General features: G+C 70.5%; 15 protein-coding genes. 11 read left to right on the plus strand and 4 right to left on the minus strand.

The features are described 5' to 3' along the window. Nucleotides 1-152: 152 nt before the first annotated feature. From LAO51_16225 to LAO51_16260, 8 genes are all read left to right on the plus strand, one after another. On the plus strand, nt 153-359 hold the full coding sequence (locus LAO51_16225; GenBank protein MBZ5640293.1) for a dodecin domain-containing protein: 207 nt from the start codon (nt 153-155) through the stop codon (nt 357-359). 27 nt (nt 360-386) lie between these two features. Further along, the gene (locus tag LAO51_16230) at nt 387-1,568 is read left to right on the plus strand and encodes an aminotransferase class I/II-fold pyridoxal phosphate-dependent enzyme (protein ID MBZ5640294.1); all 1,182 of its coding nucleotides are present in this window, start codon (nt 387-389) and stop codon (nt 1,566-1,568) included. 4 nt (nt 1,569-1,572) lie between these two features. Then, nucleotides 1,573-2,553: a glycosyltransferase gene (locus tag LAO51_16235; GenBank protein ID MBZ5640295.1), complete on the plus strand. Its 981-nt coding sequence runs from the start codon at nt 1,573-1,575 to the stop codon at nt 2,551-2,553. 10 nt (nt 2,554-2,563) lie between these two features. Further along, nucleotides 2,564-3,490 (plus strand): formyltransferase, encoded by a 927-nt coding sequence (locus tag LAO51_16240; GenBank protein MBZ5640296.1) that lies wholly within the window; start codon nt 2,564-2,566, stop codon nt 3,488-3,490. Then, complete coding sequence (locus LAO51_16245; GenBank protein MBZ5640297.1) at nt 3,487-4,416, plus strand: 4-deoxy-4-formamido-L-arabinose-phosphoundecaprenol deformylase; 930 nt, start codon at nt 3,487-3,489, stop codon at nt 4,414-4,416. Before LAO51_16240 ends, LAO51_16245 begins: the two co-directional genes overlap by 4 nt. Further along, on the plus strand, nt 4,413-6,092 hold the full coding sequence (locus LAO51_16250; GenBank protein ID MBZ5640298.1) for a glycosyltransferase family 39 protein: 1,680 nt from the start codon (nt 4,413-4,415) through the stop codon (nt 6,090-6,092). Before LAO51_16245 ends, LAO51_16250 begins: the two co-directional genes overlap by 4 nt. Nucleotides 6,093-6,195: 103 nt before the next feature. Continuing rightward, nucleotides 6,196-9,282 (plus strand): S8 family serine peptidase, encoded by a 3,087-nt coding sequence (locus LAO51_16255; protein ID MBZ5640299.1) that lies wholly within the window; start codon nt 6,196-6,198, stop codon nt 9,280-9,282. 178 nt (nt 9,283-9,460) lie between these two features. Next, entirely contained in the window at nt 9,461-11,014 is a 1,554-nt protein-coding gene (locus LAO51_16260; protein MBZ5640300.1) for a hypothetical protein, read from the plus strand. Nucleotides 11,015-11,070: 56 nt separating this feature from the next. Here the strand turns inward: LAO51_16260 and LAO51_16265 are convergent, their stop codons facing one another. The 4 genes from LAO51_16265 to LAO51_16280 form a co-directional block, all read right to left on the minus strand. Continuing rightward, complete coding sequence (locus LAO51_16265; protein MBZ5640301.1) at nt 11,071-11,247, minus strand: hypothetical protein; 177 nt, start codon at nt 11,245-11,247, stop codon at nt 11,071-11,073. Nucleotides 11,248-11,284: 37 nt separating this feature from the next. Next, nucleotides 11,285-11,632: a HEPN domain-containing protein gene (locus LAO51_16270; protein MBZ5640302.1), complete on the minus strand. Its 348-nt coding sequence runs from the start codon at nt 11,630-11,632 to the stop codon at nt 11,285-11,287. Continuing rightward, nucleotides 11,619-11,954 carry a nucleotidyltransferase domain-containing protein gene (locus LAO51_16275; protein MBZ5640303.1) on the minus strand — a complete coding sequence of 112 codons (336 nt, stop codon included), beginning with the start codon at nt 11,952-11,954 and terminating at the stop codon, nt 11,619-11,621. The genes LAO51_16270 and LAO51_16275 overlap by 14 nt, the downstream gene beginning before the upstream one ends. A 221-nt stretch (nt 11,955-12,175) precedes the next feature. Next, nucleotides 12,176-12,721 carry a hypothetical protein gene (locus LAO51_16280; protein ID MBZ5640304.1) on the minus strand — a complete coding sequence of 182 codons (546 nt, stop codon included), beginning with the start codon at nt 12,719-12,721 and terminating at the stop codon, nt 12,176-12,178. A 115-nt stretch (nt 12,722-12,836) separates the two neighbouring features. On the opposite strand from LAO51_16280, the gene hypF reads away from it, so the two are divergent. The 3 genes from hypF to LAO51_16295 form a co-directional block, all read left to right on the plus strand. Continuing rightward, nucleotides 12,837-15,209 carry a carbamoyltransferase HypF gene (gene hypF / locus LAO51_16285; protein MBZ5640305.1) on the plus strand — a complete coding sequence of 791 codons (2,373 nt, stop codon included), beginning with the start codon at nt 12,837-12,839 and terminating at the stop codon, nt 15,207-15,209. Then, nucleotides 15,209-15,439: a HypC/HybG/HupF family hydrogenase formation chaperone gene (locus tag LAO51_16290; protein ID MBZ5640306.1), complete on the plus strand. Its 231-nt coding sequence runs from the start codon at nt 15,209-15,211 to the stop codon at nt 15,437-15,439. Before hypF ends, LAO51_16290 begins: the two co-directional genes overlap by 1 nt. A 95-nt stretch (nt 15,440-15,534) precedes the next feature. Continuing rightward, nucleotides 15,535-15,812: hydrogenase formation protein HypD (locus LAO51_16295; GenBank protein ID MBZ5640307.1), on the plus strand; the 278-nt coding region annotated here is incomplete at its 3' end.

A 15,812-nucleotide genomic window follows, 5' to 3' on the forward strand; every position in this document is an offset into this window, starting at 1 on the left:
TCCGGCTTTGACACCAAGTTCGTGGACGGGACGATCTCGATCCCCAACACCACCGCCGACTACGGATTCATGGGCCTGGCCACGGGCACGCCCATCGCCAGCGTGACCCGCCCGGTGACGCACCGGGGAGGGCTCGCGCGCGAGGAGATCGCATGGGCGACAAGGTGTTCAAGAAGGTCAGGCTGGTCGGCTGCTCCGACAAGAGCTACGAGAAGGCGATCGAGGCGGCGGCCGCAAAGGCCGCGGAGACGATTCGCGGCGCTTCGTGGTTCGAGGTCGTCGAGCTCCGGGGCGCCTTGCGCGACGGGAAGGTCGCCGAGTACCAGGCGACGGTCGACCTGGGATTCAAGATCGACTGAAAGCACCGGAGCGGGGAGCGGTCACCCATGGTGGACGATCGTGCCCGTCTGACGTTCCTGCCCTTCTCCCGGCCCGCCCTGGGGGAGGAGGAGGTGCAGGCCGTCGTGGACTGTCTCCGCTCGGGCTGGATCACCACCGGCCCGCGAACGCGGGAGCTCGAGGAGCGGTTCGCCGTCCACGTCGGGGCGCGCCACGCTCTCGCCGTGGCCTCGGGAACCGGAGGAGAGCACCTGGCGCTCCTCGCTCTCGGGATCGGCCCCGGCGACGAGGTGGTGACGAGCCCGATGACCTGGGTCTCGACGGTCAACATCGTCGAGCTGGTCGGTGCGCGCCCCGTATTCGTCGACATCGACGAGGACACGTTCAACCTCGATCCGAGACGGCTCCGGGACGCGCTGACCTCTCGCACCCGCGCGATCCTCCCCGTGCATTTCGCCGGCCTCCCTTGCGACATGGACGCGATCGGCGCGGTGTCCCGCGAGCGCGGTATCCCGGTGATCGAGGACGCCGCGCACGCCGCGGGGGCCCTGCTCGGCGGGCGACCGGTGGGTAGCCTGAGCCTCCTGACCGTGTTCAGCTTCCACGCGATCAAGAACCTCACGACCGGCGAGGGCGGGATGATCACCACCGACGACGACGACCTCGCCGCTCGGCTTCGCCTGCTGCGGTTCCACGGGATCACCCGCGACTCCTGGCAGCGCCAGGGCCAGGGGGCCGGGGCCGCCTACGACGTGCTTCGCCCTGGGTTCAAGTACAACCTCACGGACATCCAGTCGGCGATCGGCCTGGTGCAGCTCCGAAGGCTCGACGCGCTCAACGATCGGCGCGCCCGCCTCGCGAGCCGCTACCTCGACGCGCTCCGGGACGTCGAGGGGATCCGCCTCCCCGCGGCCGAGGCGGGCTATCCCGCCCGGCACGCGTGGCACCTGTTCACGATCCTGGTGGACGTCGACCGGCTCGACCTGGACCGCTTCGGCTTCATGGAGGCGATGAAGCGCGAGAACGTCGGCACCGGCCTCCACTTCCTCGCCGTGCACCTGCAGCCGTACTACCGCGAGCGGTACGGCCATCGGCCCGGGGATTTTCCCGAGGCGGAAAAGGTGTCCGAGCGCATCGTGTCGCTCCCGCTCTTCCCCGGCATGACCGAGGGGGACGTGGACGACGTCGCCCGCGCGGTCAGGAAAGTGGTTCGTTCGCACCGGAGGTGACGTGATGGGCGAGACCCCCGTGCGGCGTGGTGAGCGCCCGGCGGCGTCCGGTCCGGCGCCCTACCTGTCCGCCGTGGTGCCGGTGTTCGAAGAGGAGGCGAACGTCGCCGAGCTGGACCGGCGGCTGGGAGCGGCGCTCGAGGCGACGGGACGGACGTGGGAGGTCGTGTACGTGGACGACGGGAGCCACGACCGCTCCCTCGAGCTGCTGCGCGGGCTCGCGGCCGCGAGCGACCACGTGACCGTGGTGCAGCTGGCGCACAACTTCGGGCAGCACGCGGCGATCCTCGCGGGATTCGAGGAGGCGCGCGGCCAGATCGTGATCACGCTCGACGCGGACCTCCAGAACCCGCCGGAGGAGATCGGCAAGCTCGTGGCGGCGATCGAGGAGGGGCACGACGTCGCCGGCGGCGTTCGCGTCGACCGGCACGACTCGTTCGCCCGCAGGCTCCCGTCACGGATCGTCAACCGGATCATCAGCGACTCCACCGGGATGGAGCTGAAGGACTACGGCTGCATGCTCCGGGCGTACCGCCGGGAGATCGTCGACTACATCTGCCGCTACGGGGAGAACGCGACGTTCGTGCCCGCCCTGGCCAACCTGTTCGCGCACTCCGTGAAGGAGGTGCCGGTCGGGCACGCCGCCAGGACCGGAGGGAAGTCGAAATACGACCTGAGGCGCCTGTTCCACCTCGCGTTCGACCTGATCACGGGGTTCTCCCTGTATCCGATCCGGATGGTGACCCTTCTCGGAGGAGTGATCGCCGCACTCGGAATGGGATTCGGCGGGTTCCTGCTGGTCCGCAGGCTCGTGGTGGGACCCGAGGCCGAAGGGCTGTTCACGCTGTTCGCCGTCCTGTTCGTGTTCGTCGGACTGCAGATCCTGGCGCTCGGCCTGATCGGCCAGTACATCGGGCGGATCTACTTCGAGGTGCGCCGCCGGCCGCGGTTCGTCGTCCGCCGCATCTATCGCCATGAAGGCTGACGGCTCCCCGCTGCGCGCCGTCGTCCTGGCCTACCACGACGTCGGCTGCGCGGGGCTCGAGGAACTTCTCGCGCAGGGAGACGAGGTCCTCGGGGTCTTCACCCACGAGGACGATCCCGGCGAGAACGTCGAGTTCGGCTCGGTGGCGGGCCTCGCGAGCGCCCGCGGCCTCCCGGTGTTCACGCCGCAGGACGTCAACCGGCCGGAGTGGGTCGAGGCCATCCGCGCCCTTCAGCCGACGATCCTGTTCTCGTTCTACTACCGCCGGATGATCGCCGAGGAGATCCTGAGGATCCCCCCGCTGGGCGCGCTGAACCTGCACGGCAGCCTCCTCCCCAGGTATCGCGGGCGCGCCCCGGTGAATTGGGTGCTGGTGAACGGGGAGGTCGAGACCGGCGTCACGCTGCACTACATGACGGCGAAGCCCGACGCCGGGGACATCGTCGCCCAGCGGCGGGTCGCGATCGAGTTCGAGGACACGGCGCCGGTCCTGCTCCGCAAGATCGTCGTCGCGGCGCGCGAGACGCTGCGGGACACGCTCCCGCTGCTCCGCCTCGGGCGGGCGGCTCGCGTTCCGCAGGACCTCTCCTGCGGGACCTACTGCCGTGGACGGCGGCCCGAGGACGGCCGGATCGACTGGAGCCGCTCCGCGGTCGCGGTCCACAACCTGGTCCGGGCGGTGACGCGCCCGTACCCCGGCGCCTTCACGTTCCTCGGCGGGAGGAAGCTCTACGTCTGGGCGGGGCGCTCTCTGCCTTCCGCGGGGCCACGGGTCGAGCCCGGACGGGTGATCGGCGTCGAGCGCGAGCGCGGCGCCGCCCTCGTCGGCACCGGCGACGGCACCTACCGGGTCGATGTCTGCCAGCTCGAGGGGGAGCGGGACCGGCACGGCGCGTTCCTCCCGGTGGGGACGCTGCTGGGAGCGCCGTCGCCGTGAGGCCCGCCGACCGCGTCACCGAGGTGGCGATCAAGGTCGACGTCGATACCCACGTCGGCGCGCGGGAGGGGATCCCTCGCCTCGCGTCGATCTTCCGCGCGGCCGGCATTCCCGCATCGTTCTTCGTCAGCATGGGGCCGGATCGCTCGGGGAGGGCGATCCTCCGCGTGCTCACCCGGAAGGGCTTCCTGAGAAAGATGCTCAGAACGAGGGCCGCGAGCACGTACGGCCTCCGGACGATCCTCTCCGGGACGCTCTTGCCGTCGCGACCCGTGGGCTCGGCGTTTCCCCACCTCCTTCGCTCGCTGGACGAGGAGGGGCACGAGGTCGGCCCTCACGGCTGGGATCACGTGCGCTGGCACGACCGGCTGGCGCGCATGGACGACCGGGAGGCGCGGGAGGAGTTCGAGAGGGGGCTGCTCGGTGTCGCGGCGGCGCTCGGCCGCCGCCCCGAGGGCTCGGCCGCGCCCGGCTGGCAGTGCACGGCGGCGAGCCTCAGGATCCAGGACGACCTCGGGCTCGAGTACCACAGCGACACGCGCGGGACCTGTCCCTACCTCCCCTGCGCGCGGGAGGAGAGCTTCCGAGCGCCGGAGATCCCGACCACCCTCCCGACCCTCGACGAGGTGCTGGGGACCGTGGAGGCCCATCGCGAAGGGCTCGTCCCGTTCTTCGACCGGCGGCTGGTCGAGGGACGCCTCAACGTGCTCACGGTGCACGCCGAGACCGAGGGGATGGCCCACACGGCATTCCTCGAGGGGCTGCTCCGGCGCTGGCGTGGGCGCGGCGTGGCGTTCGTCAGGCTCCGCGACGTGGCGCGGCGCGCGGCCGAGCCGGGAGCCTCGCCGCTCCCCCGCGCCGTCGTGGTCTGGGGCGACCTGCCTGGGCGAGCGGGCCGCGTCGCCTGCCAGGGGCCGGCGAGATGACGACCCGCGAGCGCGTCGTGGCCGCGCTCGTTCTCGGCTCGATCGCCGCGCTGTACCTCGTGCACCTGGGAGAGACCGCGTTTTGGGACCCGGACGAGGGGAGGTACGCGTCCGTCGCGGCGGCGATGGTCCGGTCGGGCGACTGGATCGTTCCCCGCCTCGGCGGGGCGCCCTACCTGGAGAAGCCGCCCCTCCTCTACTGGTGCACCGCGGCGTCGTTCCGCCTCCTGGGTTTCTCGGAGCTGGCGGGGCGGCTTCCCACCGCGCTCTTCGCTCTCGCCGGGATCGGCGCCGTCTTCCTCTTCGGCTCGCGCTCGGTCGACCGCGAGACCGGCCTCGCCGCCGCCGGAATTCTCGCGGCGAGTCCCGGCTACTTCGCGATGGGCCGCCTGCTCACCACCGACATGCTGCTTTGCTGCGCGATGACGCTGGCCCTCCTCGCGTTCTTCCGCGCCGCGGAAACGGGGAGCCGGGGTCGGTACCTGGGGTTCTGGGCGGCCGCGGCCGCGGCGACGCTGGCCAAGGGACCGGTCGGGCTGGTCCTCACCGTCTTCGTGGCCGTGGCCTACGCGGTCGTCTCCAGGCAGTGGCGGGTCCTACGGGAGATGCGCTGGGCGGCCGGCGGCCTGCTCGTGGCCGTCCTGGTGCTGCCCTGGTTCGCCGCCGTCGAGGCCCGGCATCCCGAGTTCCTGGAGTTCTTCGTCGTCAAGCAGCACCTCGAGCGCTTCTTGTCGCCGCAGGCGGAGCACCGGGAGTCCCTGCTGTTCTTCGTCCCTGTCTTCGCCGTCGGCTTCTTCCCCTGGTGGCTCTTCCTGCCGCAGGCAGCCGGGCGCGACGGTCGCGGCGAGGGAGAGCGGCGCCTCGCGCAGTTCCTCTGGATCTGGGCGGGCGCGATCCTCGTCTTCTTCTCCTTGTCGAGCGGGAAGCTGATGTCGTACGTCCTCCCCGCGCTACCGCCGGCCGCGCTCCTCGCGGGACGGGCCTGGACGGCGTTCCTCCGCGGGATGCGCGGCCGGGGGTTTGCCGCGTCCACGCGGGCCGGTGTCGCGATCTCGGCGTCGGGCATGGCGGCGACGGCCGTGGCGTGCCGGCTGGCGCTACCGCGGTGGATCGAGCGCCAGGCGAAGATCCCTCTGGCGGACGTCGCGTGGATCGCCGCGGCGCTCGCCGTCGTGCTGGCCGCGGGCGCGGCCTCGCTCCTGTGGCTGGCGTGGCGCGACCGGCGGCTCGGTGCGCTCGTCGCGACCTGCATCGTCGCGGCGGCCGTCTTCCTCCTGGTTCTGAGGGCGGCGAAGGCGGTCGAGCCGCACCGGAGCACGAAGCCGATCGCGGAGGCGCTCGGCGCCCGCATCGGGCCCGGCGACCGGATCGCGGAGTACCGGATCCTCCAACCGAGCCTGGAGTACTACCTCGCTCGGCCGCCGATCCAGGTCGGCATGCTCGGAGAGCTGCGTTTCGGCGCCTCGATCCAGCCCGATCCCGCGCGCTACATCGAGGATCCGGCCGGCCTCGAGCCGCTCATGGAATCGGCCGGGACCGTGTGGTGCCTCGCCGAGCGCGTGGACGTCCCCGAGATCGAGAGGCTCCTCAGGACCCCCGTGCGTCCCGTGGCCTCGAACGCCTACTTCGTGCTGTTCAAGAATCGTCCCACCTCGTCCGTTCCGCCGGGAGGTTGAGCGTGAGGGCGAGAACGGGCCCGGCGGCGGGCCCCGATGCCCTGCGCTAACATCGGTGCCCGTGACATCGATCCTCCGGCCGATACGGAAAGGTGGGCCCGCCATGACCAAGCCCGTGCTTGTCCGGGTTCTCATATTCCTGTCCTTGGGCTTCTGCTCGTCCGCTCTTTGCGCCGACGAGCCGCTGTGGCAGCCGCCACCCAAGAACGATTCGCGGGTGCTGCTCCTCAAACCGAAGCCAGGCGTCGGGCACGCGGACGTCGCCCGCCAACACGCCGCGAGGCGGGTGAAGGTCAAGCACACGCTCCCGTTGCTGGGCGATCTGCAACTCGTGGAGCTGCCGCCCGACGCCTCGGTCGAGGCGACGATCGCGGCGTATCGCGCGTCCGGCCAGTTCGAGTACGTCGAGCCGGACAGCGTGTTGCGCATCGCCGACACCGTGCCGAACGATCCCCTCTACTCGAACCTGTACGGGATGGCGAAGATCCAGGCTCCGCTGGCGTGGGACGTGCAGACCGACGCCGCCGACGTGGTCGTGGCCGTCATCGACACGGGCATCGATTCCACCCACCCGGACCTCTCGGGCAACCTCTGGACCAACCCGGTCGACGGCTCCCACGGCTTCCGATTTCAGAACGGCGTGGAATTCGTCGGCGCCGAGGACGACAACGGCCACGGCACTCACGTGGCGGGCACCATCGGCGCGGCCGGGAACAACGCGCTGGGCGTGGCGGGGTGCAACTGGAAGGTGCAGCTTCTGGCGATCAAGTTCCTCGGGTCCGGCGGCTCGGGCTTCACCTCCGACGCCGTGCTCGGCTTCAACAAGGTCCTCGAGCTCAAGCAGGCCGGGGTGAACGTCCGCGTGACCAACAACTCCTGGGGCGGGAGCGGCAATAGCCAGGCGCTGGCCGACGCGATGAGCGCCTGCGAGGCGGCCGGCGTGCTCAACGTCTGCGCCGCCGGCAACGGCGGTTCCAACATCGACGCCAGTCCCACGTATCCCGCCGCCTACCCCAACCGCGGGCTGCTCAGCGTCGGCGCCACCGACCGCGCCGACGTGGCCGCGCCGTATTCCAATCGCGGGCTGGGAGCCGTGGACCTCATGGCGCCCGGGGTCTCCATCGACTCCACCGTCCCGAGCGGGGCCTGCCCCTTGTGCGACCCGTCGGGCTACCGCTACCTCAGCGGCACCTCGATGGCCGCCCCGCACGTCGCCGGCGTCGCGGCGGCGCTGCTGCACCTCCACCCGGAGCTCAGCGCCTACGCGGCCCGCGACGTCCTCCTGCATTTCGACAGCTATGACCCCGTCGCCGACCCCGTCGCCCGGACCACGTCGACCGGCGGGCGGCTGAATTTCCACAAGGCCCTCACGAACCCGTATGCGGACCATCCCGTCCTCAACCGTTTCCCCAGCGTGAATCCCGCAGCCGATCAGGTCGTCGTGGCGGGCCAGACCGTGAGCCTCAACGTGAGCGGCAGCGATCCCGATGGAGATCCGCTGCGGGCTTCGCTCGTGCGCACGGCGGATTTCCCGCACGCCTGGCTGCTGGGACGAATGGCGGAGCTGGTCTTCCCCGCGCCCTCGGCACCCTCGTTCTCGTTCGCGGCGCCGTCGCTCAGCCTCGGGACGAGCGTTCGCTACGTCCGTTCGCTGGCGGACGGCCGCGGCGGAAGCGACGTCGCCGAGAACAGCGTGACGGTGCTCGCCTCCGACGCCGCGGGCGTGCCGCCCGCGATCACCGGCTACTCCGTTTCGCCCACCGTGGCGCCCACGGGCACCAACGTGTGGATCACCCTGTCCGCCAGCGACCCCGATGGCGGGCCTTTGCTGTACTCCGTGCTGTATGGCGGCACGGGCCTCTGCTGCCTCTACGCGAACACCACGGCCGGCGTCGCGTTCTCACAGCCCGGCTCCTACCGGTTGCGCAGCACGGTCATGGACGACCAGCTCCACGCCGTCGGGAGCGCCAGCGCGGTGGCCAAAGTCGGCGGTGCCACCAACGAGCCCCCCGTGTGCGTCGCGACCCTCGACTCCGAGAGCGGTCCCGCGCCGCTGACGGTGCAGTACGACGCCAGCCGCAGCTACGACCCCGACGGCGTCATCAAGCGCGTCGCCGTTTGGTCGGATCGCTGGAACTCCGTGGGGTCATGGAACGCCCCCGCCACGGGCACAATCGTGTACAACCAACCCGGCAACTACTGGATGACCCTCGATGTCGAGGACAACCAGGGCGCCCGGGACAGCGCCGAGTTCTTCATCACCGTGCTCGCGCCCGCAACCCGTCCCGAGTCGCCGCTGATCGGGGTCGCCCCGACGACGCTCTCACAGACCGTGAGTCAAGGGCAGAACGCCGCCGGCCAGGTCCTCGAGGTCTGGAACGCGGGCGCGGGCACGCTCGGCTACTCGATCAGCGACGATGCTCCCTGGTTGTCGGTCGCGCCTTCCACCGGCACCAGCACCGGCGAGCACGACCCGATCCAGGTCACGTATGGCACCTCCCGGCTCGCCCCCGGCGATTATTCGGCGGTCATCACCCTCACCGGCCCCGCCTCCGACAGCCCGCGCACCGTCGCCGTCTACCTCCACGTCAACGGCGCGCTCGTGGCCGACGCGCAGACCGTCGGCACGCTCGAGGACAGGCCGTTCGCCGTCACGCTGACCGGCTCGGGTCCCGGTGGCGAGACCCTGACCTTCAACGTCGTCACCCCTCCGGCCAAGGGGGTCCTGAGCGGCGTGGCGCCGAGCCTCACGTACACGCCGAACGCCGACGCCAACGGCTCGGACCGGTTCACGTTCAAGGTCAGCGACGGCCAGCTGGAATCGGCCCCCGCGACCGTTACCGTCGCCATCAACGCCGTCAACGACCCGCCGACGTTCACGCTCCGCGGCGCGAGCGTCACCGCGAGGAAGAACGCCGGCATCCAGTCCCTGGCCGGCTGGGTCACCCGGATCCGTCCCGGCCCCGCGGACGAAGCCGGTCAGACCGTCTCCTTCACCGCGTCCAACAGCAATCCGTCGCTGTTCGCGGTCCAGCCGGCGATCGACGGCGCCGGCACCCTCACGTTCCGCCCCGCCAAGGCCCGGACCGGCGGGGCCACCGTGACGGTGTTCGCCAGGGACGACGGGGGCACCGCCAATGGCGGATCCGACCAATCCGCCTCGCGGACCTTCACCATCACCGTTCGATGAGCCGAGCCGCACTGGGGGAGGCCGCCGTCACGTGACGGTCCCCGGAGGCGTCAGGCGGAGGCGCTCCGTCGCGGAGCGTCAGAAGCACCTCCACCAGCGAGCCCCACGTGTCGGGGTCCATGGCAAGCCATACGTGTTGTGGACGCTTTGGCCGGCATCGTAGGATAAGTGTCCTCGAATGGTGGATCGAGACGTCAAGTCGCGCCAGATTCTGCGGTCGCCCGAAAGGAAGCCGGACTCGCCGCGTTATTGGCAGTGGCTTTGGTTGTGCGCGGTGCTGGCGGGAACCGTTTGGTTGATGTCGTCGCTCATGCACGGGCGCCCATTCGCCTACGATGAAGCCGACTACCGATTCGTCGCAGAACAGGGTTTCACTGCGAACTACATGGATCGTCCAGCACAGTCGTTCGGCGAGTTCCTGCGGGTCGGCCTGAGCCAAGGTCCAGAGCCAGGGAAGCGTGCCGCTTTATCGCGTCAAGTTCGGGAGTCCGGCGACATCAACTTCTACCGCCATTTTCACGGCCCACTTTACTTCTACTGGCTCGCGATGCTCAACGGGACCAGTGAGAGGGCATCTCGAACGATTTTCATGGCGTTTCCAATTCTCACGATACTGGTTCTGTTCGTCGGGCCGGTGTGGCTCTGCGGATGGACTCGCGGATATGTTGCAGGGGCACTTGCGGCCGGGACGTTCGCTTGGGGTGTCCCCGCAACGTTCACGAACGAACTCGCTCCGCACCAACTCTTCGCGCTCACTACTCTTGTGGTGCTGTTCTTGTTGGCAAAAGCCATGGGGAATGGAAGCCGTTCTTGCTGGTACGGTGCGACACTCGCGACCGCCGTGGCTTTCGCGACCCTAGAAGTTGCGTTCGTTTTGCTATTCACGCTGCTGGTATGTGGCTTCCTCGCGCGGGAACGCCTTCTCGCCGATGCGAGGTTCATGCAACGCTCCGCGATCCTTTTCGTGGTGTCGGTCGCTGTCCTCTGGCCAGGTGCGCTACTACGTTTGGCGTTCCTCAAGGCCTATCTGTTCATGGCGTACCTCGCGGTCTTTCGCAAGGACGCGTGGCCCCCGACGCTGGCGGAGTCCTGGCGGGCACGTCTCTCGATGATGCCCATCGAGTGCCTCCTTATCGGAGCAGCTATTGCGCTCTGGCTTTCGCTTCGAGGCCTTCGGGATCGGCGCATGATTCCGTTCATTCTCTTCGGCTTGCTGACGCTGTTTTCAATGAGTCCGGTAACCACAATCACTCCGCGCTACGTGCTTCCCTTCTTGCCGGCGCTCGTGGCTTTCGCGGCACTCGTGCTGTCGACTTGGCTGGATGGTTGGAAACTTCGCGCCGGTTTGAAATTCGCGCTCGTAGCGGCGGCATGTCTGGTCCTGGGGGCCAACACGATACGAGTCGCAAGCGCTCAGCTCGCAGACGGAAGTGATCCGCGACCCGGGGCGCTGCTCGAACAGATTCGTACCCTGCATCTCGAAGGGAAGAGACTGCTCGTTCCTCGGGGAGATGTTCCGTTACTTCATTACTATTTTCCGCAGGCACGGTTGACGTCGGACGACGATATGCAGCCTGGCGACCTTCCCGTCGTGGTCGACGGCGTTGTGCACGATGGTTATCCCGTGAACATCGCGGTCCGAAAGGACATCCGCCAAGAACAACCGCTGGCCGCTCCTCGCTACCGGGGCACCTCGCTACCGGGGGCTTCTGTCGAGAATCGGACTGAGTGAGGCATCGGCTCCCACGGCGGGCGACCGCCGGTCTGGACGAAGCGCTTGGGCAAACGCTACCGACCCGTCCTTCCTTCGCGTAGCTGCGTCAACACCTCCACCAGCGCGCCCCACATGTCGGGGTCCATGGCCCGGAGCGACGGGAGGTAAACCTCGAGGTTCTCGGCGGGGAACTCCCCGAGGGCGCGCTCCGCCGCGGCGGCGGACGGGGTCGCGACGTGGAGCGCGATCACCTCGCGGTCAGGGACTCGAGGTGATCGAGCAGGGCCTCTACGGACCGCAGAATGGGCAGCCGATCGAGGGGTTCTTCCGCCGTTCCGCCCGTCTCGTAACGGAACTGGACGCGAAGTCGGTGAGCTCGAAGAGCCCCGAAAAACGGTCGGGCACGACCGAGCCCCTCGCTCGAAGCGTGGCGCCGAGCTCCTCGAGGTCGTGAGTTCGCGGGTACTGTTCACCGAGAAAGCTCAGCCACCCCTTCAGCGTCTTCTCGACCGCCTGCTGTGCGTGAAACCCGAACACCTCGTCGTCGAACGTCTTAGGGTCCAACATGCCCCGAAGGGCTTTGAGGTCACGGGCCGCGATCCGGATCAGAAGACGCGCGTGCTCAAGATCGCTCATAGAACACCCGGCCTTCTCGGAGGGTGGTCCCGACGACGTGATTCCTCGAGTCGCCGAAGCGTTCGACCTCGTCGCTCGCGAAGACGAGGATGTCCTTGGGGATCCTGAACCGGGACAGAGCACCCCGAATGCGGGCGATCTCCCGTCGGCGGCTGCGCCCCGGGCCGAAAGGCCTCTTCTCGACGACCAGAAGATCCACGTCCGAGCCCGGCCCCGCGGCGCCTCGTGCGTGCGAGCCGAAGAGGATCACGCGCTCCGGCTCCACCGCCTCGACGATGGCCCGCGCCATCTCGTTGAGTAGCGTCTCCGTAACCGGTGCCATCGCTCCCCCACTTCCGCGCGTCGGGCCATAGTCTGCCCAGGCTCGTCCAATTGCACAAGCGCCCCATCTTGCGCTTCGCGCCGATCGGGTCGCTCAACGTCGTTGTGACGGAATCCTCGGTGCACGCGTACACCCGTGGCTCGGTAACCTCGCGTTGGGGCACCTGGCGACCTTCGCGCTGTGCCGAAGCCGTCCGAATCGCGGAGCGTGACCGGGCGGCGTCACGCCGGGCCGCTTCCGTCCCGAAGCGACGTCAGCACCTCCGCCAGCGCGCCCCAGGTGTCGGGGTCCATGGCCAGGAGCGACGCGAGGTAGACCTCGACGTCCTCGGCGGGGAACTCCCCGACGAGTCGTCGCGTCGCCGCCGCGAGCCGCTCCGCGGGCTGAGGGGCGACCTTCCCGCCGTCGGCGATCACGCCGTTGTCGTTCGGGACGTCGAGCGCGTCGAGGAACGCGGCGAGCATCGGCCGGCGATGCTCCATGTGCAGAGCGAGCAGGAGCGACGAGCCCAAGGAGTCGTCCGGGCGCACCGCGCGAACCAGGTACTCCACTCGGCGGTCGAGCGGGAGCTTCCTCACCGCGACCTCGCGGAACCGCATCGCCTTCGCGATGGACAGGTCGGCGAGCTGTCTCGCCGCCTTGTCCTCCCGGTCGCCGGCGAACAGAGACCGGGCGGCGAGGCTCCGTACCTCCGCGGGCAACCGGGACCAGAGCCTCGATGGGCCCAGCCCCTCGAGGGAAAGCGAGGCGAGAAACGGTGTCGCCACGGGCGCTCCTCATGGATCGGCGCGGGCGCCCCGCTACGAGGGACGGCGGCGGCCCGGCCGGTCCAGTATCCTACCCGGGCGGCGGCGGGAATCCAACCGAGGGAGGCGGAGCCACGTGGACGGGTCGAGGCGTTCCGGAGGGGAGGGCGTCGCGACGCGGACCCGGCTGGTCTGCCGGGGAGCGGTCCAAGGGGTGGGCTTCCGCCCGTCCGTCCACCGGCTCGCCACCGGTCTCGGACTCGCCGGCTGGGTGCGCAACGGCCCGGAAGGAGCGGTCGTCGAGGTCGAGGGCCCGAGGGAGCGCGTCGCGGAGTTCGTGGAGCGGTTCCCGCGCGAGCTGCCTCCGCTGGCGCGCCTCGAGTCCCTGGTCGCGACCGAGGTGGCTCCCGACGGCGCCCCGTCGTTCCTCGTTCAGGAGTCGGACCTGGGCCCGCGAAGCGGCGCCCTCGTCCCGCCGGACGCGGCGCTGTGCGCCGACTGCCGGCGCGAGATGGAGGATCCGTCCGACCGGCGCCACCTTTACCCTTTCACGACCTGCACGAACTGCGGCCCCCGCTTCTCCCTCTGCACCTCGTTCCCGTACGACCGCGAGCGGACCTCGATGGCGTGCTTCCCGCTCTGCTCCGATTGCGCGGGCGAGTACCGGGACGTCGGCGACCGGCGGTTCCACGCGGAGCCCCTCTGCTGCTCCGCGTGCGGCCCGCGCCTCGACCTCCTGGACGCAATGGGAAGCGTTCGGGCCTCCGGGCGCGAGGCGCTCGAGGCCGCGCGCGAAGCCCTCGCGTCGGGGGCGATCGTGGCGGTGAAGGGGCTCGGCGGCTTCCAGCTCGCGTGCCGTGCGGACCGGCCGGCCTCGCTTACGAGCCTCCGCGGGCGGAAGCGGCGCCCGACCAAGCCGTTCGCGGTGATGGTGCGGGATCTCGACGGAGCGAGGCGCCTCGTCACGCTGTCGCCGGAGGACGAGCGGCTCCTCGGCTCGTCTTGCGCCCCCGTGCTCCTCGCGCCGCGCCGGCGTCCCTCGGCGCTCCCCGAGGAGGTCGCGCCGGGGATCGAGGACCTCGGCGTGATGCTCCCGACGACGCCGCTCCACGTGGAGCTGTTCCGGACGCCGTCCTACGACGCCCTGGTCATGACCAGCGGCAACGCCGGGGACGAGCCGATCTGCCGGGGCAACCGCGAGGCGGTCACGAGGCTCGCGGGGATCGCGGACCTCTACCTGGTCCACGACCGCGACGTCGTCCGGCGCGTGGACGACTCGGTCGTCCGCTCGGTCGCCGGCCCCTCGACCGTGATGGTTCGCAGGTCCCGCGGCTTCGTCCCCGAGCCCGTGCCCCTGGCGAGCGAGGCGCCGGTGCCGGCGCTCGCGCTGGGAGGGCACCTCGAGGTCACGGCCTGCCTCGCGTGCGGCGCGCAGGCTTTTCCGTCGCAGCACGTCGGCGATCTCGACACCGAGGCCGCACGGGCGTTCCTGGTCGAGGCGGCGGAAGGGCTCGAGGAGTTCCTCGAGACCCGGGCGCTAGCGGTGGCCGTGGATCTCCATCCGGACTACCCGAGCACGTGGATCGGCGAGCGCGCTGCGGACCGCCGCGGCGCGCGGCTGTTCCGGATCCAGCATCATCTCGCCCACGCCGCGTCCGTCCTGGCGGAGCACGGCGCGTTTCCGCCTCCGGGCGGGACGGCGGCGGCGATCGTGCTCGACGGGACCGGATGGGGACCGGACGGCAGCGCCTGGGGCGGGGAGTGGCTGCTCCTCGAGGGGGATCTCGTGTGGCGCCGGCAGGGGCACCTGGCGGAGATCCCGCTGGTGGGCGGGGAGCGCGCGGTGCGGGAGCCGTGGCGCGTCCTCGCCGCGGCCCTGGCGATCGAAGGGTCGGCGGAGCTCCTGTCGAGGCTCCCGGTCACGGAGCGGGTCCCGCTCGAATCGCTCGAGGAGGTCGCGCGCCTCGCGACAGGACCGGCCTGGCCCCTCGCCGCAGGGGCCGGACGACTCTTCGAGGCCGCGGGAGCGCTCCTGGGCCTCACCGCCGTCAACGGCTGGGAGGGGGAGGCCGCGGTTCGGCTCGAGTCGCTCGCCGCGAGAGACGTCGGCGAGCCCGAGACCTGGCCCGACGTCCGCGCCGATGCGTCGCCGCGCGGGCTCGTGGTGCCCGGTCCGGCCCTTCTGGCGGCGGCCGCCCGCCGGGCGGCCTCGGGAGAGGATCCCGCGAGGGTGGCCTCGGGCTTTCATGCTACCTTCTGCGCGATGGTCGCGGAGGCGGCGGTCCGGGCGTTCCCTCGCGGGACCCGGGTCATCGCCCTGGGCGGCGGGTGCCTCGTGAACCGGCGGCTTCTCGGGGGGCTCGTCGCGCGTCTCGGCGAAGCCGGCTTCGACGTGCGGACGCCACGGTCGCTCCCTCCCGGTGACGGGGGACTGTCCCACGGCCAGGCGGTGCTCGCCGCCCTCGCGCTGGCGCGGGGACGGGAGCCGGAGCTGAAAGGAGCCCTCTGATGTGTCTCGCGATACCGATGGAGCTGGTCGAGCGGAGCGAGCTCGAGGGGGACGTCGAGCTGAGCGGGGTGCGCCGGAAGGTCTCGCTCATGCTCCTCCCCGAGGCGGAGGTCGGAGATTTCCTGCTCGTCCACGCGGGGTACGCGATCGGGAGGGTCAACGCCGAGGAGGCTCGCGAGACGATGGACCTGCTCCTGGAGCTGGCCCGGGCGGCGGGGGACGCGCCGTGACGTCGGGCGACCCGTTCTTCGACCCCCGGGCGATCGCCGCCCTCAGGGATCGGATCCTGGTCGCGTGCCAGGGCTTGGAGCGGCAGGTGGTCCTGATGGAGGTGTGCGGCACGCATACCCACGCGATCGCAGCCGCGGGGCTGCGGCGCATGCTCCCGCCGCAGGTCCGGCTGATCTCGGGCCCGGGTTGCCCGGTGTGCGTCACCCCGGTGGACTACCTGGACCGGGCGGAGGCGCTCGCCGCGCTCCCGGGGACGATCGTGTGCACGTTCGGCGATCTCGTGCGCGTACCGTCGAGCCACGGCAGCCTCGAGCGGGCCCGGGCGCGAGGGGCGCGGATCCGGGTGGTCTACTCGCCTCGCGACGCCCTGGA

This window comes from Terriglobia bacterium (assembly GCA_020073205.1).
Lineage (GTDB): Bacteria > Acidobacteriota > Polarisedimenticolia > Polarisedimenticolales > JAIQFR01 > JAIQFR01.